Below are 20,105 nucleotides of genomic sequence, written 5' to 3'. Positions count from 1 at the left end.
ACTTGCATTATCTTATGATAATCATAAAAGAATAACATAAAGAGTAAGCAACCAGTCTCTAGCCTAATTGCTTACTCATTCGATTGTTCATAAAATTGTTACTGAAAAATGTTATACATTTCATGGCTATAGGAAATACCATTTTCTATAGCATACTCCTCCGCCATTGAACCCTCATCACAATGGATTACCATTTTTTCGCTAAAAACAAACTCTTCCGTTGGAAATCTTTCTACAGATGAAGGTATTTGTATATGTATTAACTTATCAGTAGAAAGCTCACTATAAATATCAAAAAATTCCATACTCTCCTTTGTAAATTCTTTGATTCCATTCGGAATAACTACTACATTACCCTTTCTTGTCGCAAATTGTATAAGATAATCACCTGCTTTGTTCATTAGATTTCCTTCAACTGAACTATAATATGGATTTTCCATATCCACTTCGAATCTTTTTGCCGTAAACATACTAAATGCTTCTGTACCAATCTTAAGTACATTTTTTCCAATAACTATCTCTTCTTGCTTTTCAGGAATTAAGTCTGAGTCAATTATTCCACATCCAAATGCACGCACTCCAATTTCTGATAATTCATCAGAAAACACTGGGATCCCTGCAAGCTGCGCATTATAAAAGGCATAATCGCATATCTTTTGCAATGATGAAGGTAGGACTATCTGCGATAAGCTACTATTACAAAATGCTGCATATGCTATTTCTTCCGTGCCTTCCGGCACAAAATATATTCCACTCAAAGCTGCCGGACACGCATATAATATCTTATTATCTTTCGAGAACAAAATATTATCTTTAATCATAAAATAATCATTGTTATCTTCAATGCCAATTTCTTTAAGATTGCTACATCCAGCAAATATACCAATACCGATTTTATTAAGAGTATCCGGCAAATTAACACTCTCAAGATTTTCGCATTCTTGAAATGCACCACTACCAATTTCTCTTATTCCTCTGGGAATACTAAGATTTTGAAGACTTTTTTGTCCCCCAAAAGCTTGTCTGTATATCTTAGTAAGCGGTATGCCATCAATTTCTTTCGGTAGTACAACACTTTTATCACTTCCTGAATATTTCATACAAATGGCATAATCTTTATATAATCTATAGGTAATTTCTCCATTATTTGTCTGATATACTTTTTCACAAAAATCCGGGTTATGTGGTAATTCACAATAATTTGTGGCATACAAATCGCCAAAACAATCTTCGACTTGAATTTGTCCTATGAATTTCGCTGAACACTTTTCAACTGGATATTTATGAAATGCTAGGTGCATTCCATAATTACCTTCTTCCCATCCGTAGTAACCTGAATCCAGCCATTCTGACGAAGGTAACATCTCTCCATATCCATCATTTTTAGGAATTAACCCATGATATAAAATCTGAATCCCACTCCATTCTGATATATCTATTGTATTTTTTCCCGCCATAGAGATACTATCATCTGCTGAATTAATACTCTGTATCGATAATTCCCCATTCTCGAGGTTTTCTTCAAAAATAATATTAATGTCTAGGCATTCAATCCCATCTATATAAGAAAGAAAAAGTGGTGAACTGTCCGCTCTCAATCCTATCGTGGAATATAAGTTCCTTTTTCTTCCAGATTCAATTTGCCTTATAGGGCATATAAGCCCCTCACGCTCACTATCAATCACGACAGCATCTATACTACTAGGAAGATATAGTCTACCATTAGGATCTGGTTCAATAGTCATTTGTTCAAGCACCGGAAGAAATCCAAATGTATCATCCTTAGATAAAACCGAATAATATGCATTGGTCATATTTTCAATTTGAGTTTCTGACAATTGTATATACCTGCCAGTTTCATCCTCTGAAATATCCCCGAGATTCCAACTATCTCTTTTATTTGATAGCCAATTGTTTGTTAAATCGCTGAGAAAATAATTATAATTTAGGGAAGAAGAAAGTCTTTTATAATCCGTGCCCTTTTGTCTGTACTGACTTTTATTGGCATAAGGATAATATAAAGATATCCCAGAAATTTGATCTAAATTGCTATATGTTTTTACTACTGCTCTATCAATAGATTCTAAAAGATCCGAACTTGCTTTCTGATCCATCCAGGCTAAATTATCTGTCATATCAGACAGATCAACAAGATCATACGATGATGTCTTTTCGCCTTCCCTTAATCCATCAGATAATCCCAGCTCTTTTATTTTTGCTCTACTTTTTAGTATTTCCGAATATTTTCCATCTCTATTCTCTTCCCAAAGCTTAGATGAAAACTTATCTAGCGAAGCATAAACCTTACCGATTGCAGATAAATCCACGCATGATAGCGTTATATCAGGATTATTAAAATCTGAAACTGCTCGCTTATAATATTCTGCAAAATAATCAATAATGAGATTCGCTACATCCTTCACAGAATAAGCATCACTAATATTGCCAAGAAATGAATAATCCCACCCATCACCAGGTTCTAATTCTTCAGAAGCTATATAATATTGGGCAAACTCTTTCCATACATTCATGCTCTCTATGCATGCCATAAGACATGCATCAAAACCAACAAAATCAAGCTTTTTATCTCCATAATACATGGTTTTTCGCATAGCATTTTGCATTTCAGGTAACAAAAGTCCGTCTAAATTAAAGAGCTCATCTGCTCCAAATCCCCAAAGAGGTCCCCCACCATGATCCCAAAAAATAAGTGCATTATGTTCTGCCGGATAATAAGAACTACAAAAATTAACAAATGCTGATAAAGTCTCTGCAGCACCCATATCAGCATTTCCTTCCGTATGGGCTACTATACGATCCTCCTCACTTTTGCTCATATCAATAACACAATTATAGCCACTTGGAACATTGCCAACCCACCTTCTGCTACCACCTGTATAAACGATAACATTTACGTTTTCATTATCATAATCAGACTGCTCAATTTCCTCCAAATCCTTTGTAGCATTTCCCAATCGACTTTCAAGATTTGATCCAATCATATAAATCATAATTGTATATTGCCTATTATCATTTGGTTGAAGCGAATCTGTGATAGTAAGATTAGACTCAGTTGGATCATACCACTGTCCTGCTTTTGCCAGCTTCCGCTCCTGTACAGACTTGTTTTCACCTGCATTTTTTGCAATAAAAACAAGCAGTAAAAGCAATAATATGCAGAAAAAAACAGCTGCTCCCCTCTTTCTCATTTAATATTCTAACCCCTCGGCTTCCGGAATCATTTCCATCAATAATTTGTCTACAGTTTCATCATCTATGTCTGTGCTTCTTAAATGAACACTATCAAAAACCAAATTGATTACATACAAACCATCCTTAGTATAATAATCATATACGCTACTACTCCTAAAATCTCTGATATCAGAAGTTGTAATATTATACATATAATGCTCTACCTTCTCTCTATATTCATTATCGTTTAGAGCCTCAAGATATACATTTTTGCTTTGATCGTCTAAATCAGCTTTTTCTATTTCTTCATCCCATCCTCCAAAATCATCCCAAGTAGAATCAACTTCATACCAATCGTTTCCTAGTTTTACAATATTCCATGCATGTCCACCTGCTGTTGTATAAGTACTACCTCCTATTCCAAGAACTACTGTTGCTTCTATGCCTGCCTGTTGTAAGAGATATAAATATGCTTGAGCGTAGCCATCACAAACCGCAGTATTTTTTTTTCCTCTACTATTTTCAACAAGAGCTCCATATGCAGTATGTGCAAGATCAATAGTCTGCTTTTCAGCAACCTCTGTATCGTAGGAAACCATATCTATAAGCTTATCGTGTATGTCTTTAGCAACTAAATAATCGTCTTGCTGAATATTTATATCTTCGAGAAATGCTTCTACTGCTTCATTAAAAGCATTCATTTCTTTTTCATAATTATGATATGGCTCTTTTAAGAAAAAATAACAATCATAATTACCATTTTCATTAGGCAAACACTGAATTTTAATATCTGTTTCCAACGCATAATAAAGCCAAAATAATTCAGGATGATCATATATTACCCCCCAATATGCAACACTCAGTTCCTTGTTGAAATCTTCAGCCTGCACATCACTATCAGTTGTATGCACTATTATGTTATTGGTATCTGTAGGATCCTCAGCTAACATCATGATTGCATCGTAGATACTCTGCTCATTTTCATTCATATTTTCATAAAAAAAGAAATGATTTGAATTATTTATCACTAATGAATCCCCCGATGGTACATATGCCCTCATAGCTCGATCCATCTGCAACGCCTCATCCTTACTAATTTCTGACGGTTTTTCAATTGCAATAGGCTTAATTATATCCCCACTTGGTTTGTCTAATCGCATTGAGTCAATCCTCTTTGGTGATAAGGTCTGCGTTTCTTCCAAGTTAGCACTTTTCTCATTTGATTTTTCGGTAGTATTATCAATTTTATCCACGCGTACAGCATTGTTAGAAGCCATTTCATTTGTGTTTTGTGCGTCTGCTTTTGTGAACGTACTACATCCGACTATTTGAATAATTACTAATATGGATATTATTGTTTGCATAAGATTTTTTCTCAATTTCTACTCCTCCATTTCCCATCGGAATCTCTTTCTTATTTATATAATTATCTTCTAAGCAGATAAAAATGTAATAAATTTACAATGAAAAAATTATGAACATTAACAAAGAATAAATTTAAGATGGTTTAAAGATCCCAAAAAACCATTTATATCATATAATTATCCTTTATTTCGAAATTTCATCCCTCATTTTTTATACAGATTCTCTGCAGCAATGGCATCTGCCAGATTCTCGCTAAAAGGCCTGCATATAAGAGAAGTAATAGAAAAAAGACCTACTATCACTCCTGTTATAGTGACATCTATGCAAATATTTACAAGATGCTTTGACATAATAGATGCGACCATACAAAAGAAAATGATATGAGAATATTTAGGATTAAAATAAAAATGTAATATTTGTTCCACAGTATTTACTCATTGTTCTTATACATACTAAACCCTCTCTATTATATGAACCGTCGGGATCATACTATCAGCATACACTTACGTATACTTGCATTTTCCAAGAAATACTGTCACTTTTTTATAAAAAACCCTTAGCTGACCATGAACATAGTGCTCAAAAATTCAGTTAAGGGTTATTTTCTTATGTTATTGGAAGCTGTTTTCCAAACTCATCGTTTAGAGTTTTTGCAATCTCCTGACATGTGCCTGAACCAAGTCCTGCTTTGGCAAGTTCCATTCTTATATTCATCTCGAATGTTATCTGATTGGAATTCTTACACACTTCAAGTAAGGTCTTAGCATAGCCACTGTTTGAAGCTCCCAGTACCTTTTTAATCTGAGCAAGCGTCGGAATCTTTACGGCTTCCTTCTTTTTTGCCGGACCTTTAGCTGGTTTTTTCTCCTGCTTTTCAGGCATGCTTTCCTGCTTTGGCGTAAAATCTGCCATCTTATTTGTGATCATGGGTCTTTTCTTTGCAGGTGCTGATTTTGTTTCTTTCTCAACTGTTTCAGCCTTTGCTTCCTTTTCCGAGACATTTACAGCCTGTTTCTCAGAAGAGGTTTTTTTCTTTTCTTCCTGTTTCTTTGGAGCCTTCTCCTCAGCGGGTTCAGACCTCTTCTCTTTTACCTCAACTTCTATGCTCACCTTTTTGCGAGGCTGCTTTTTAGAAGAAGTTTTGATTCCTGTAAAGGGAGAGATTCCTTTTATGAGGGCATCGTCATCCGTGTAAATTTCATATTGTTTTTCGGTTGCTGTGAGCTGCCCGATGAGCACAGCCTGTGCAATACGAAGAATGTTCTTTCCTTCTGCAGAAGTATCCTTTATTTCAGGAAGAAGCTTAACCTCCATATTCCTTAACATCTCATTCTGATATGCAGACACCGGTATGGAATCATTTGCTGATGCTATGACAATGACCCTGTCCTTTGCAGTATCCTTAGTGTTTAATTTTTCAGGGAAATATCCCTTGCTGAGAACTATGATATGTAGCATTTATGCCTCCTGATATTTTTACTGTGCTATATATGATACAACAGCAGCCAAAAGATGAAATAGATAATCCTAAACAAAATAGAATATGTATGTAAATACAATAGCACATTTTCTTTATGAACCAAATAATAGCATATGATACTACATGGATTTTTTCATACTCTCTTCCAAAGGAACCTTGATCAGAATCCTCTTATTAATTTTTGCCTCATCTCAAAATTCAATGCAAACAATTCATCAAAAGAGACTGTCTTTTTGCTTGCTATTTCTATTTGACATTCTTTAGCCCAAAGAAAAGGATAGACTAAAACGCCTTGGTCCACTGATAATTTCTCCGCATCACTTTCCCAGCCTCTCCACCTCATAGTTTCATAAAATAAATCAATATCCCCGTGTAAAGCCCCTGCTACAAAGTCTTTGTATTGCAAATCAAGGCTTTCTCATTCCAAAGTGTCCAGAGCAAAGTACCAGACGTTATTATTGTCATTGTCAAATCTACTAATATCAATGGCAAACAAGCCACCAACAATATCATTTGCGATAATAAATAATCCATCAGTTTCATCTAAGAACTCCGGATTCCTATTGTAGTGCATCACTCCTTTGCCGCAATTAGTATCCTGTCCCAATATTCTCACCCAATTATCAACAATAATTCCACCTGTATTACAGATAATTGTGCAAAGCAGTGACTGCTCCGGAATGTTCAATTCTTTACACTCCTTAATCCCGGATTCTTCAAATCCCTCAATTATTTTCACATTCTTTTTACTATTGTTTATTCGTAACTATAACGCATAAAAAATACCCTTCTTATTGGTTTGACCAGCAAAGAGGGTATATATCAATTTGAGCCGGCGCTTTCAATACTTAAATTATTTTGATTTTTTAAAATTTCTCCTGCCCGTCAGCATAATAAAACCATTAACAGGAACTTCTTCATATTCCATGATCATTTTCAAGTGTGACCAAAAAGCCATGTAAAATATCATTTTACAATAAAGGCAAATCAAATAAGTCTGATCCTTCATTGGATTCCGTCTTTTTCATATCACTAGTACTGTTTTCAGGGCGTTTTCTATATGTAGGTCTGTGATTTGTGAAAGGCACATCATCCGTGCAATAACACTTATTGTCCTTTGCTTTCGCTTTCTCTATCTCAAATTGGAGATAATCGTTCATGCGATCATCGCTTAATCTCTTGGATGAGAATTCATTAACCACTTCATTAAAACGCTTAGCACGTCTCATGATGTCTGCTTTTAACAGTATTAAACTAGCATCATTGCTCTGGGAGCTATAATTGTCTGAATAATAATCATCTTCTATCATGTCCGTCACTAAAGGAAGTGCCAATTTTCTACAGCGTATTGCATTTCGTATATCTTTCTTATCATCACAAACCCAGGCACAGTGCAGGATAGCATAAAAGGCCTCCTTATAATCTTTCGATTCCATTGCAATAAGGTAATGCCTATAGAAGCGTTTGGCTAAAGATGACATAAAAAAGTGACCATCACACCAGCGATAGCTATTAGAGTTAAGCCATTCTCTAGAAATATTGTGCCTATCAGAAATATTACCGGAAACATACTTACACTTCGGGCATTCCTGTAGCCATAAGTGCATAGTACTTCTATACATCTCGGCAGGCCTTGTGTCTAAATCAGGGCCTCCATCGCAGGTATTTGAGCTGGAAAGCACGTCAAATTCACTTGTTGTTCCGCAAATAGCGCATTTACATTCTAATTTTCTAAATGTAGTCATAAGAAAACCCTTTCCGTCAAGTAATAATCCCACTTCAAAAAAAAGCATGGAATTTCTTAAAGATAATTGTAGCAGTACTTGAGAAATATCGCACCAACTATGTTATATCATCCTACCCATGTTCACTTAGGATTGCCAAAGTGCCAACTTCCTCTAATTGGCTTAGCAACAGTGATATGAAAGCCAATAATTCTTTAGCGTTCAGGGAACTAATAACTGATATAAAATCTTTCCTTCATTATATCAACGCATAAAAAAGGGACTTAGTAATGAAGACATCCAGTGTATAGAAAACTTATTTCAATTTAGATTTAATAGTGAAAAAACTGAATAATAATAATCGAATTCACATGTTCAAACGAATTAGATTTTATAAAAGCGTGCAAGGGATTTATACTTCTCATGCACGCTTTTGAAACCAGTGTTAATCTTATGTTGTTTTTTGCATGTAGTTTTCCCTTTTAAGTGGTTAAGTTTGCAATAAGCATTCTTACGTACTATCTACTACATTATTAATTCTATGACATTTGTGACCTTCTATTCGCTTAAATTTATGAATACAGTACCTACATGTATCAATGTCTTGTACACAATAACAGTCATATGGATCAGCATCAAGTCTAGCAACAAACAAATCATTTATCGCTGGTGCATTCAGCCATGCAGATGCTTCAGCCTGCTTTCTCCTTTCATCAGCCTCTCTTTGTTTTAGAATTTTTTGTTCTTCATTATACTGTTGTTGCCTATAATATTCATCTAATTGAGCCTTTGTGTGAGTCTTCAAATAGTTTTCTTCAAATTCTCTCTTTATTTGAGCTTGTCTTTCTTTAGATTTTCTTATTCTTTCATCTAATTCTTTTCTTTCAATCAAACGTGCTATTGCTTCCTTATTTATCTTAGTGATTTTTATAGCCATGATCAAAAACGGAAACAATAGGCAAATACTAACAACTCCTATCATGATTGCATTTTCATCACTTTCATTATTTGATAAAATCAAACATGAATAAATTAAAGCTATAACATCTAAGCATAAAATAACACTGGCCAATATAGTAGGTGTCTTATTATTTGCTAATGATTCGTCATTAATTGCCTCATGAGACAAGGCATTTATCGTAGCAAATATTGCAGCAATAAATAATACAATAACAAGTATGGGGGAAATATCATTAAAAGCCACCACTGCCCAAATCCCCCATATAAGGTAAGCTAAGATAATATCAAACATTACTCTATCTCCTCGCATATTTTTTGTAACCAACAAAACAACTCAATAAAATTATAAAACATCCTCATTTATTTAAAAACATATAGTTATCATACTTGGTACTGTTACATTTAGGATAACTACCATATGAAAAGCTACGCCCCCTGCTCACTACATATGATGTGGATTTAAGATACCATGTGTAATATTTCTTTGGTCTTCCATTAAGATCTGTCTGTGCAGAATCATCCCAAGTGCAGTCAATGTGATACCATTTACCGCCCAACTTAACCATATTCCACGCATGACCTTCTCTCCCAGCTTTGCCAACTACAACTACGCAAGGAATTCCTAATCCGTCCATAATCTTTTTAAAGCCGCAGGCATAACCCTGGCAAACAGCGATCTTTTTAATTAGTGCTCCTGATGCTGAATATGAAACTAGTGGAATAGTACCTCTATCGTAATTCTCACGATCATAGCGACAGTTTTCCAATAACCAGTCATGGGCAGCTCTGATTTTTTGCTCTTTTGACATGCCTTTTGTGATTTCATTCTTTTTTATTTGTTTAATCCTATTCTCTTCTGTTTTGGAATATATGATGACTTTGTATTTATACGAATTCCCATCAACATATGCAGTAATTATTGCTTTTCCTGCCTTCTTTGCTTTTACTTCACCGGTATCACTGACGCTGGCAACAGACGTATTACTACTGCTCCATAAGATATTTTTAATATTGTTAAACAGGTTTTGTTTTACTTTATCACCTTTGATCGCATAAATAGTTTTCTTTTTGAATCCTATTTCATTTTTCTCAATGACCGGAATATTGTTAATCTGAGCATATTTATACTGTAAACTTCCTAAAGGAGCTGATATATTCTGAATGCTATTACATTGAGAAATAATGTTATCTCCCATCGAATCGCAGGCACCTTCAAAGCATATATATTTAAGATTATTGCATCTCCAGAAAGCGTGATCATCTATTCTACGAACAGTAGCCGGAACTATTACTTCTTCAATATTCTCATCCATACAAAATTGCATACTCCTAAGGGCAGTAACATTTTCAGGAATCCTTACTATCTTCCCATTTCCATAATACACGGCATATGTATAGTTATTTCGCTCATATACTTCGAAATCTTCCTTGGCATATACGTTGACAGATCCTTCAAATAAAAAAGAAATACAAATTATTAAAAGAGAAATTACATTAACTAACTTCTTACCCATAAAAGTCCCCCTTATAACTATAAATATTCTATCCAGCCGAATACTTTGATTCAGCCTTTATCATCCCCATTTAAGACCATATTTTCCAGGAATTCCTTCATTGGTGATATTTCCTTAATTTTCAGCTCTTCATCATCTGAATGAAGAACTTTATCAATTTCTTTCACTACGATATCCAGATCATCAAACTGCTCGCTACTGTTATTAGCACTTGAATCCTGATCCGTTTCTCTGACCTTTTTCTTATTCCCTTCCATGATTGAATAATCCTCCTAATCATTTTTTATTATTAACTACTATGCAGTTCATTCTTAATTTGTAGAAATGTCCGTTTCCAAGGGCGTCATCATATCATATGAAATTCGTAATGTGTCTGATCCACACATATAATCCTCTAACTCTTTCTGGTAATCAGCTTCCGAGACAGTGTATTGAACATCTGGAGTTCCCTCCAACACTTCATCTACACTATCTGCAGTAAGATCAGCATAATCAGCGTAGTAAACGACATTATTTGATAATAACCGCCCCACAATTTCGGTTTTATTCTCATCAATCTTGTATATGAACTGTTCAAACCAGCCATTGTTTCCATATTGAGCCTGTATTCTATTCAATTGTTCAGAATATATTATTGAACCATATTGAGAATAGGCTCCAAGATAATCTACTTCATTGTTATCAGCATCGTATCTGTAAATATGTACGCGATCCACAGTTGCAGTTCCATAACAAACAAATAATTCAGGAATGTCATCTTCATCTATTAGGCCATATGCAATTCTTATTGAAGAAATGTAAGAATCATTGGGGGAAAAGTTAGTTGTATCTGACAAAAATTCCTTATATTTTTTAATTGCCATGCTTTTTGTATTTGTTTCATGAGAGTATCCACCATTTGATGCTCTGTTTGTACATGCTGAAATGAATAGAATACATCCCAAAATCAAAACAAATATTGTTTTGAAAAAAAGTGTTTTCTTAATTAAAGATATCCTGTTATTCACTCCTAGTCTCCCTCTCATTTAATATACTTATTATCATGATATATCACTAAAACATACGATTTCAATCAACAATAACTCTTCCTCCATCTAAATATCTTGCTTTGGCTTGTCTATGATTCTTATATAAAATATATCTCTTAAACTCCCGTGTGGATAATCTGTGTTTCTGAATATGCACCAGCCCAATGATTAAAAATGCGATTATCCAAAGTGCGATTACATTTTTGGATGTATTTATTGCCCTATTCTTGATCATTTCCAATCTCTCCTTAAACAATCAAAATAACTATCAGTTACCTACTATATATGTAACGTATGGAAGATCAGTTTATCCAAAAAAAATATCAAAACTTTTTCTATATATTTTTAGATATTTTGTCTCTATAACCGTAGTTAATAGTAAAGAAACAGAAATGAATTAGTGTGAATTGTTACGAGGAGGTACCTTATGGGAATATTTCCTATTATTCAACATCAGGACAGGCATCCAGATCTTATAATGTTCCGTCATCCAATCGACCGAGTTCCATCCCACACAGAAATACGGGTTGGAGCTAATCAGGAAGCAATCACCTATGAGGGCGGAACTGCTTGTCTGCATACATATGGAACAGAACCCATTCTGCATGGTATGGATATTGATGCATTTTTACTGGATGCAATAAGTGTACTCAAGAATGAAGGAACTTTCGATTGTGAATCCTATTTTGTCGAAACGACGTACGTTGATGACGCTGAATGGGGTGTTGATGATATTGTCTATAACCATATCTGTCATCCTTCTTCCGTACCATATCATTTTGGACTCTCGGGTACAGTCAGAATTGAAATTGAAGATACATCAAAATCTATCAGCTTCTTCAGAGGTCAGAAATATATGACGAGATGGATGCTGAACGAAGCTTCAACACTTTTCATAGCTGAAACCATACGGGCCAATATTGCTCAGATAATTAAAGGCAACCATTTTGACATTTATTACATCGAAGACTATCTCCCCAAACTGACAAATTTGTTAAGGGAAATAATTGAAGTGACAGAGAACAGACTTGGCCTCCGTTTTAGTAATTTCAGTATAAAGCACATACAAAAGGTAAGTGACTGGTCACGTCCTCCCATGGATAATTTTTCTCCAGATATAGTCGGAATGTTCCATGGACTGACTCCTTCAGAAAAGAAAACATTTTTAGAACAATTTAGTCAAATACTGACCACAACTGAAGATATAAGGATTTTTAAAGAAGTAACGGAACAAATCGAAAGGAGATGATTTTATGATGAACTACAAATGCAAAGCATGTAAAAGAATAGTATATAACCCGGATAACCAGAATAATTGTCCTTTCTGTGGAGGAACATTACTGCCTGAGGATAATTCCGGTTCTATGGACGCAATGGGGTTTGACCTGCAGGAATATGTTACACGTACAAAAAATGATTTTGAGCAGAATCACGCAAAAAAAATATCCATGGTATTATTGGCCGCGGGTTTTATTGTAGTGATCTTCATAATACTCTTTTCCCACCTGATAACGGGAATAAAAAAAACTTTCAATACAAAATCAGATTACCCTATTACACAAAGTATTACGCCTGAAGAATCTGTATCAGAAATCACTAATGACAAAGATATACCTATCTCTAGCCCTGTGTCTAAATCTTCAAGCACTGTTCCTACCGTACAGGATGCAATAACTTTAATACAAGAGAAGCTGGATGAATATAATACAGCTGGGGATTTAAAAGGCGCTATTACATATTTAAGAAAAGAAATGGATAAAAATCGCGAAATAAAAGACGCGTTTTCAATAATCTATGAAAACTATGCCAATCCCTATAGGGAAGAATTATTTTCAAGAGCCGAAGAAGAATATACTAACGGAACGTGGGAGGATGCTGTGCATTTGCTTGAAGATGAAGGATATTCTGTTCTCGGCAAGGAAGATATGGAATTGTCTGACAAGATTAAAGAGTATATCGGATTAAAACCACAGTCATTGTTAGCGTTGAACCCTTATAAAGGTTTTAATCTTGAATTCTGCTCAGTTACGGATGTATTTGGAAACAATTATCCGCATACTGTCTGCGATGAATGGGGTAATTATGACATAGACAATTTTTACAGACTAGATGGTGCCTATTCGAAACTTGAATTTACCCTAATTTACGATAATGATTACAAAAACATGGATTGTGATACCGGTATACATATTTTTGCGGATGGAACAGAGATATACACCTATGTTACAAATCCCGATGATCGAGATCCAGTGAATATTTCAGTTCCGCTCGAATACGTAAATGATCTTAGAATAGTCATTGATCGTGAACGAGGCTGGGGAAGACAGATGTGCGCAGCAGACATGGTTTTATATAAGTAACATGGTTATTTTAAAATCCTTCTTCCGTAAAAGAGAATGCTGGCAACTCTCATCAGTTGTCAGCATTCTCTCATTTTTTACTTTTTATATCCCATATGGCCAGATTTTATCTGCCAGAGTCTGTCTGTTTTCTTTATCTAATCGTTCTTCCATATACATATCATGTCCGAAAAAGCCTATTTTGTATCGCTTCAAGATCAAGCGTCATGTCCGCCCCGTCTTTCTGACCATAATCTATCAAAAAAAATATGCCATCTTCCCTTAATTCAACATCCCTTACCATGTAATAGTCTACTTCACCAGACAGTAACTCATCGACTCCCACTAAACCAGCGGCACCATCCTCATCTACAGCCCATTGCTGCTCCCATCCGCTTCCAGACCAGGTATAAAGTTCACAATTCGATGCTATTGGGCCTCCAGTCGAATCAGTGATGTGTACTATCAGTATCTCGTCAACGTTATCGTTATCAAAATCCCTAAATGAGAACAGTTCCCCAGTGTTTGGATACATTGTATATGGAGCAGAAACAAAGCTGATTCCATTACAAAAAGAAAAACTATATATGCATCCATCCCCGGTATGGCCTATAACCCTGGAAATATGATCTTTCAATCCATCTCCATCCAGGTCAATATCCTTGTATTTTCAGGAAAAGCTTCTCCAAGATTCACTCCACCATTGTGCGCATATTCTTCATTTTGATTTACAGTACAGTTAAACAGAACCTCTGTTATGCTTTGAACCTTGCAAAAGTCATAAACCTCGCTGGGTTTATATGTTCCTATTATGGCTGGTTTTTTTTCATCCTCCTTATAAGGACCTTCCATTTCTGATTCAACCGTCTCCTCTTCAGAAGCGACAGAATCCTCTTCTGTAGGTTCTTCATTTTCCACTATAGATTCTTCAGTTTCCGCTGTAGTTGCTTCTTCCGAAGTATCATTAACAGTGTCCGATGTTTCGCTGGATTCTGTGGATGCCTCGGAACCTTCCACGCTGCTTCCTATGCCACACCCGCTTAAAGAAAGCACCAATAATGGCACAGCCGCTAGTTTCAGAATAAATGTCCTGTTTTTTCATATATACCCCAACATAAATTATGTTTATATCCCATGCTCCTTTCAGAGCAATTATCAAATATAATTATTACTCATTAATATCAAATACACCAGTGATTAAGTATCACACGACTAATCTTTTATAACATCTGTGCTTTTGTTAAAGATGTTGATTGTCTTCTCTTTTGTCTCTTGAGCCTTGGTACCACTTCCAACCTTGATCTTGATTTTCATCGTCTTCTAGGTCTTGCCAAATACGTTTCAACAATTCTGCTCTTGAACTAAAGAAACCGTTCCAGCCTTTGTATTCCACTGGCAGCACACAACAATTGAAAAAGCACCACCTAAGTGATGCTCTTAAATTCAAATTCCCGTTCCTAATAACCTTTTTGCCCTTTCTTCTGGCTCCAAGCTGGTATCATCCAGTATTTTGTAGATATTTACATGGTCAGGATCATTTTCCATGTCCAAAAGGGACGAATACCTAATGATTATCCCTATTAGACTTGAGACTTTATCCAGGGCTCCATCCCCGTACCTTTCGCCGCAGATGATCTCTACTCCGTCAATAATCTCGTTTAATCCATCATAAGCAGTAACTAAATCTGTCATATCCTGTAAATCCATAGTATCTCCTTTCAAATCTGGTTTATTGTTACACCTATATTCTAAAATAAAAGGTGTACTGATATACCATGCTTTTATTGTAAACAAAATAAAATTACAGCTATTACGTGATAAGACAAAAGTAATAAACATACAAGTTCACAGTATTTACACACTCCGTTCACTTTATCATACGATTTTGCTTGTATCATAAGACCATCAGAAGATAACCTTCTGAGGCCCCCCTCATAAGAATAAAAACTTTTCTTCAAACACATAGGCTGGCAACTCCCGTGACAAGGTGCCAGCCTTCCTTCATTAATTGGCTATATATAAAATCGAAGCCAGGTAGTACCGAGTTTTTCAGTACCATCTGGCTTCTTTAAACATTTAAAGTGCAAAGTTACAATTAGCAATTAGCCAAGGCTTGAACCAGCATAGAAACCTTCTCTTACAGCATCACCAATTTTGCCAAGTCTCATGCTGTCACCTACGATTCTTGTCTTTGTAGGATACTTATCTCTTATCTTTTCAGCCACATCCCTGACAGGTCTCATACCAAATGCTGCGACTACAGTATCTGCCTTGATGTCTTCCTTTGATCCATCGGTTTTTTCAATGGTAACTGAATCAGAACCGATTGAAACAACTTTGGAATCCGTCTTCATCTCGACACCGTTTTCAGCAAGCTTCTGGAAAAGGGTTATCTTATTGATGAACATTACGTCCTTACCACATTCAGGAAGCATCTCTACAATTGTCACCTTCTTGCCAAGCTCAGATGCCATCTCAAGTGCTCCGTCAAGGCCTGAAAGTCCGCCACCGCAGATAACGATGTTGTCGCCCTTGATCTTTGACTGGTCTCTGTGAGCATCAAGGATTGAAACAACGTTGCTTCCATTTATTCCATCAATAGGAGGAAGGAACGGTGTTGCACCGGAACCAATAATGATGTTGTCACACTCAGCAAGGAATGCCTCATCTCCCTTAACTTCTGTATTAAGATGTACTTCAACACCGAGCTTCTCAAGCTGTACTGTGAGGTACTTTGTATACTTCTTAATGTTTGTCTTGAACTTAGCTGTACATATATCTCCCATCACGCCGCCAAGCTTGTCAGCCTTTTCATAAAGCGATACCTTATGTCCCATGATCGCAGCCACTCTTGCAGCTTCCATTCCTGCAGGACCACCGCCGATGATGACAACCTTCTTGGGATTCTCAGTCTTTGTAAGTGCAAAACGTACTTCTTCCATTGCCTGAACGTTAACCGCACAGGAAAGCTTTGTATGGTTATTCCAGATACGTCCGATACAGAACTCATTACATCTAAGGCAGGGACGGATATCCTCTACGCGGCCTTCTATCAGCTTGTTGCAGATCTCAGGATCTGCGATAAGAGCACGTCCAAAGTTTACGAAATCAGCATTCCCTGACCTGATGAGTTCAAGTGCTGTATCAGGATTGTGTGTTCCTGCATTGAAAATCGGAACCTTAACTGTCTTTCTTGCTTCCTCACATACATATGCCATGCATGCTTCTCCAAGATATGACGGAGGGAAGATGTAATCAAGGGTCTCGTAACAGCCTGCATCAATATCGAATGCATCAACGCCGCCTTCTTCGAGCACTTTAAGGAGCTTCATGCTGTCTTCAAGTGTTCTTCCGCCTTCAAATCTGTGGTCAAGAGATATTCTGAAGATGATGGGCATGCTGTCGCCTACAACGCTCTTCATTGCCTGCACAATTTCAACAGGGAACCGGGCGCAGTTCTCAGGGCTTCCACCATACTCGTCTGTTCGCTTGTTCCATACAGGGGACATGAACTGGTCAATGAGATATCCTGCATGTGCATGGATCTCAATGGCATCATAGCCTGCATCCCTTGCGAGACCTGCTGCAAACTTAAAACCTTCCATCATTTCCTTGATCTCGTCCTTTGTAAGCGCATGACACTTGATATCAGGATTGAAAACAGAGGGCGTCTCTGATGATGAAATCGGAGGATTTCCCAAAGTATCAGGGAATGCATTTCTTCCTGTACCGGGGCTTATCTGACATACTATCTTTGCTCCATAGCGGTGTACACCATCACATACTGCTGTAAGTGACGGAAGTACAGTAAAGCTGTCGAGATAACCTTCCATTGAACCCTGTGCAAGCACTTCATTAAGCATCTGGCAACCCATGAAAATAATACCTGTGCCACCTTTTGCTCTTTCAATGAAGTAGTCGATTTCCTGGGCATCCTTACGTCCGTTGGTAAATGCCGAGTTTGTGCCCATCGGGCTCATTCCGATGCGGTTCTTTACTTCCATTGTGCCGATTCTAAATGGTGTAAATAGTTCCTTGTAATCCATATTTTCCCCTACCTTTCCATACCCAAAACCTTCTCTATTTTACTTGGGTAAATTGAATATTAACATAAGTCAATGTTCTCATTTACAAAAATACATGTCAACGAAAAGGGCTCTAAAACTGCAATACTGTCAGCTTTACTAATTTGCGCAGATAACTTTTATATATTTTTACTTTTGACTTGTTGGGGGTTAATTAAGATTTATTTACTATCGACCACTTAAAATTCATATGGTAACATATCAAAGTAAATAAATTTTTACCGAGGTAAATTGCACGATTATGAAACAGCTATCCAAAGAAACCATAAGAAATACGACCATTGAGCTTATCAGAAAAAGGGGATATCAGAACGTGACCATAAATGATATCTGTGATGCATGCGATATCACCAAGCCGACATTTTATAAATATGCAGGTTCAAAAGATGACCTTATTCTGGATCTCTATGACACGACAATAAAAGAGCTTGTAACAGATCCATATCAGTTCATAGCAACTGATTCATCACTTGAACAGCTTCTTTATATTTTTTCAAAGCTTATAGCTGATACCATGTCATTTGGAAGCGACCTGTTTTCACAGATGATAATTTCAAATCTTAAAGACAACAGGCATAGTTTTGACATGAGGGATTCTCTTACCAAAATGTGCGAACTGATCATAAGAAAAGCCCAGGAAAAAGGTGAAATCAGAAACACTAATTCTCCTGCGATTCTCTATAATGCCCTGGCACATTTATTTACTGGTCATGAAGTAAAATGGTGCATCAATAAAGGCAGCAGCAAGGACTTTGAAGAATTTTTCCTGGGGCTCAATGCCATGCTGGATGTCAGGGAGGATCTCCAGGATCTTTATAAAAAGTACATTAATAACTGATCTTTAGCGCAAACTAAAACCGCAAACCATCAAATGATCGATGATTTGCGGTTTTTGTGTTTTGTCTTATGCCGGTGGAAGCTGTTTACCAAACTCATCATTTAGAGTTTTTGCAATCTCCTGGCATGTGCCTGAACCAAGTCCTGCTTTGGCAAGTTCCATTCTTATATTCATCTCGAATGTTATCTGATTGGAATTCTTACACACTTCAAGTAAGGTCTTAGCATAACCGCTGTTTGCAGCTCCCAGCACCTTTTTTATCTGTGCAAGAGTTGGAATCTTTACGGCTTCCTTCTTTTTTGCCGGAGCCTTAGCTGTTTTTTTCTCCTTCTTTTCAGGTGTGCTTTCCTGCTTTGGCGCAAAGTCTGCCATCTTGTTTGTGATCATGGGTCTTTTCTTTACTGGCGCTGTTTTTGTTTCTTTCCCGTCTGTCTCAGACTTTGTTTTCTTATCTGAAGCTTTTACAGTCTGTTTCTCAGAAGGTGTTTCATTCTTTTCTTCCTTCTTCTTTGGAACCTTCTCTTTGGCAAGCTCAGACTTCTTCTCTTTTACTTCAACTTCTATGCTCACTTTTTTGCGTGGCTGCTTTTTAGAAGAAGCTTTTGCTCCTGAAGAAGGAGCGAGTCCTTTCTTTAGAACATCATCATCTGTATAAAGTTCATATTCCTTCTCGGCTGCTGTGAGCTGACCTATGAGCATAGCCTGGGCAATGCGCAGAATATTCTTTCCTTCTGCAGAAGTATCCTTTATCTCAGGAAGGAGTTTTACCTCCATATTCCTTAACATCGCATTCTGATATGCAGACACCGGTATGGAATCATTTGCTGATGCTATGACAATGACCCTGTCCTTTGCAGTATCCTTTGTGTTTAATTTTTCAGGGAAATAACCCTTGCTGAGAACTATGATATGTAGCATTTACGCCTCCTGATATTTTTGCTGTGCCATACACGATAGAACAGCAGTCAAAATATGAAATAGATAATCCTAAGCAAAATAGAATATATATGTAAATACAATAGCACATTTTCTGTATGAACCAAATCGTAGCATGTGATATTTTATGGGATTTTTTTATATCATTCATTTTGCAAGAAACCGATATTTCTTTATTTGATGAATAGTTTTCTGTCCTACTATTCTGATTAAAGTATAACGGCTTTAACATATTTGGTATAATTGCACAAATAAAACATCAATATTCCGTCATCTAACATCACCATTCTGATATTTTGAGCATGAATATAATATCCTCCTCTTCCCGATAAAACATATCATTATATGATCTCTCGGAATCTTGAGTGATCATGCCAGCTAAATTCTGGCAATTGAACTTTGACAAGTGAATATTACCCAAGATGAAAAAAAGATGCAAAACAGGGCATGAATAATAGACATAACACTGTTGCTATGCCTGAGAATGCTGTATGATATTTACGAGATCATGCTACATTACAAACCAACTTTCTCAGGGCGGATTCGTAAGGCAGATCCCATGCATCCAAATGTTGTAACATGAGGATGTGATAGAGGCGGCAGTACCACATCTTTGTTGAGCGGTGCCTGCCGCTTTCTAGCTT

Annotated in this window: 18 protein-coding genes and 1 pseudogene; 3 read left to right on the top strand and 16 right to left on the bottom strand. The window is 36.4% G+C overall.

From position 1 onward, the window contains the following. Positions 1-98: 98 nt before the first annotated feature. From G602_RS0108375 to G602_RS0108325, 11 genes and pseudogenes are all read right to left on the bottom strand, one after another. Entirely contained in the window at positions 99-3,209 is a 3,111-nt protein-coding gene (locus G602_RS0108375; RefSeq protein WP_026658602.1) for a clostripain-related cysteine peptidase, read from the bottom strand. Continuing rightward, positions 3,210-4,571: a transglutaminase domain-containing protein gene (locus tag G602_RS0108370; RefSeq protein WP_026658601.1), complete on the bottom strand. Its 1,362-nt coding sequence runs from the start codon at positions 4,569-4,571 to the stop codon at positions 3,210-3,212. 189 nt (positions 4,572-4,760) lie between these two features. Continuing rightward, a complete protein-coding gene (locus G602_RS25825; RefSeq protein ID WP_044931572.1) occupies positions 4,761-4,982 on the bottom strand; it encodes a hypothetical protein in 222 nt (73 codons plus the stop codon). A 181-nt stretch (positions 4,983-5,163) separates the two neighbouring features. Beyond that, positions 5,164-6,015 carry a hypothetical protein gene (locus G602_RS0108360; RefSeq protein ID WP_026658600.1) on the bottom strand — a complete coding sequence of 284 codons (852 nt, stop codon included), beginning with the start codon at positions 6,013-6,015 and terminating at the stop codon, positions 5,164-5,166. Positions 6,016-6,197: 182 nt separating this feature from the next. Next, positions 6,198-6,797 (bottom strand): annotated as a pseudogene (locus G602_RS31400) (DUF2625 family protein). Positions 6,798-7,008: 211 nt separating this feature from the next. Then, positions 7,009-7,782 (bottom strand): hypothetical protein, encoded by a 774-nt coding sequence (locus tag G602_RS0108350; RefSeq protein WP_155829735.1) that lies wholly within the window; start codon positions 7,780-7,782, stop codon positions 7,009-7,011. Between the two features lie 490 nt (positions 7,783-8,272). After that, positions 8,273-9,013, bottom strand: coding sequence for a hypothetical protein (locus G602_RS0108345; RefSeq protein WP_026658598.1), 741 nt, complete (start codon positions 9,011-9,013; stop codon positions 8,273-8,275). A gap of 64 nt (positions 9,014-9,077) precedes the next feature. Further along, positions 9,078-10,235 (bottom strand): transglutaminase domain-containing protein, encoded by a 1,158-nt coding sequence (locus G602_RS28790; RefSeq protein ID WP_049945135.1) that lies wholly within the window; start codon positions 10,233-10,235, stop codon positions 9,078-9,080. A gap of 50 nt (positions 10,236-10,285) precedes the next feature. Beyond that, positions 10,286-10,492 (bottom strand): hypothetical protein, encoded by a 207-nt coding sequence (locus tag G602_RS0108335; protein ID WP_026658597.1) that lies wholly within the window; start codon positions 10,490-10,492, stop codon positions 10,286-10,288. 54 nt (positions 10,493-10,546) lie between these two features. Beyond that, positions 10,547-11,242, bottom strand: coding sequence for a hypothetical protein (locus G602_RS0108330; RefSeq protein WP_026658595.1), 696 nt, complete (start codon positions 11,240-11,242; stop codon positions 10,547-10,549). 61 nt (positions 11,243-11,303) lie between these two features. Then, positions 11,304-11,498: a hypothetical protein gene (locus G602_RS0108325; RefSeq protein ID WP_026658594.1), complete on the bottom strand. Its 195-nt coding sequence runs from the start codon at positions 11,496-11,498 to the stop codon at positions 11,304-11,306. A gap of 192 nt (positions 11,499-11,690) precedes the next feature. Here G602_RS0108325 and G602_RS0108320 point away from each other — a divergent pair, with 192 nt between their 5' ends. Continuing rightward, the gene (locus G602_RS0108320) at positions 11,691-12,512 is read left to right on the top strand and encodes an SPFH domain-containing protein (RefSeq protein ID WP_026658593.1); all 822 of its coding nucleotides are present in this window, start codon (positions 11,691-11,693) and stop codon (positions 12,510-12,512) included. Between the two features lie 4 nt (positions 12,513-12,516). Next, positions 12,517-13,623: a hypothetical protein gene (locus tag G602_RS0108315; RefSeq protein ID WP_026658592.1), complete on the top strand. Its 1,107-nt coding sequence runs from the start codon at positions 12,517-12,519 to the stop codon at positions 13,621-13,623. A gap of 160 nt (positions 13,624-13,783) precedes the next feature. Here G602_RS0108315 and G602_RS0108310 read toward each other — a convergent pair whose 3' ends face one another. From G602_RS0108310 to G602_RS0108290, 4 genes are all read right to left on the bottom strand, one after another. Continuing rightward, positions 13,784-14,239, bottom strand: a complete 456-nt coding sequence (locus tag G602_RS0108310; RefSeq protein ID WP_026658591.1) for a hypothetical protein — start codon at positions 14,237-14,239, stop codon at positions 13,784-13,786. Continuing rightward, positions 14,236-14,619, bottom strand: coding sequence for a hypothetical protein (locus G602_RS0108305; protein ID WP_026658590.1), 384 nt, complete (start codon positions 14,617-14,619; stop codon positions 14,236-14,238). The genes G602_RS0108310 and G602_RS0108305 overlap by 4 nt, the downstream gene beginning before the upstream one ends. Before the next feature lie 426 nt (positions 14,620-15,045). After that, positions 15,046-15,309: a hypothetical protein gene (locus G602_RS0108295; RefSeq protein ID WP_026658589.1), complete on the bottom strand. Its 264-nt coding sequence runs from the start codon at positions 15,307-15,309 to the stop codon at positions 15,046-15,048. 395 nt (positions 15,310-15,704) lie between these two features. Continuing rightward, positions 15,705-17,648: an NAD(P)/FAD-dependent oxidoreductase gene (locus G602_RS0108290; RefSeq protein ID WP_026658587.1), complete on the bottom strand. Its 1,944-nt coding sequence runs from the start codon at positions 17,646-17,648 to the stop codon at positions 15,705-15,707. A 280-nt stretch (positions 17,649-17,928) separates the two neighbouring features. Here G602_RS0108290 and G602_RS0108285 point away from each other — a divergent pair, with 280 nt between their 5' ends. Next, positions 17,929-18,525: a TetR/AcrR family transcriptional regulator gene (locus G602_RS0108285; protein ID WP_026658586.1), complete on the top strand. Its 597-nt coding sequence runs from the start codon at positions 17,929-17,931 to the stop codon at positions 18,523-18,525. A 66-nt stretch (positions 18,526-18,591) separates the two neighbouring features. Here G602_RS0108285 and G602_RS0108280 read toward each other — a convergent pair whose 3' ends face one another. Beyond that, entirely contained in the window at positions 18,592-19,443 is an 852-nt protein-coding gene (locus tag G602_RS0108280; RefSeq protein ID WP_026658585.1) for a hypothetical protein, read from the bottom strand. Positions 19,444-20,105 lie beyond the last annotated feature (662 nt).

Origin of the sequence: Butyrivibrio sp. AC2005 (genome assembly GCF_000424145.1) — a bacterium.
GTDB lineage: Bacteria > Bacillota > Clostridia > Lachnospirales > Lachnospiraceae > Butyrivibrio.
This window is presented reverse-complemented; position numbering and strand designations above follow the sequence as displayed.

Bases quoted from the DNA above. Each gene is read 5' to 3' on its own strand.
- G602_RS0108375 (WP_026658602.1), bottom strand. From the start codon at position 3,209: ATGAGAAAGAGGGGAGCAGCTGTTTTTTTCTGCATATTATTGCTTTTA.
- G602_RS0108360 (WP_026658600.1), bottom strand. From the start codon at position 6,015: ATGCTACATATCATAGTTCTCAGCAAGGGATATTTCCCTGAAAAATTA.
- G602_RS0108350 (WP_155829735.1), bottom strand. From the start codon at position 7,782: ATGACTACATTTAGAAAATTAGAATGTAAATGCGCTATTTGCGGAACA.
- G602_RS0108345 (WP_026658598.1), bottom strand. From the start codon at position 9,013: ATGTTTGATATTATCTTAGCTTACCTTATATGGGGGATTTGGGCAGTG.
- G602_RS28790 (WP_049945135.1), bottom strand. From the start codon at position 10,235: ATGGGTAAGAAGTTAGTTAATGTAATTTCTCTTTTAATAATTTGTATT.
- G602_RS0108335 (WP_026658597.1), bottom strand. From the start codon at position 10,492: ATGGAAGGGAATAAGAAAAAGGTCAGAGAAACGGATCAGGATTCAAGT.
- G602_RS0108325 (WP_026658594.1), bottom strand. From the start codon at position 11,498: ATGATCAAGAATAGGGCAATAAATACATCCAAAAATGTAATCGCACTT.
- G602_RS0108320 (WP_026658593.1), top strand. From the start codon at position 11,691: ATGGGAATATTTCCTATTATTCAACATCAGGACAGGCATCCAGATCTT.
- G602_RS0108315 (WP_026658592.1), top strand. From the start codon at position 12,517: ATGATGAACTACAAATGCAAAGCATGTAAAAGAATAGTATATAACCCG.
- G602_RS0108295 (WP_026658589.1), bottom strand. From the start codon at position 15,309: ATGGATTTACAGGATATGACAGATTTAGTTACTGCTTATGATGGATTA.
- G602_RS0108290 (WP_026658587.1), bottom strand. From the start codon at position 17,648: ATGGATTACAAGGAACTATTTACACCATTTAGAATCGGCACAATGGAA.
- G602_RS0108285 (WP_026658586.1), top strand. From the start codon at position 17,929: ATGAAACAGCTATCCAAAGAAACCATAAGAAATACGACCATTGAGCTT.
- G602_RS0108280 (WP_026658585.1), bottom strand. From the start codon at position 19,443: ATGCTACATATCATAGTTCTCAGCAAGGGTTATTTCCCTGAAAAATTA.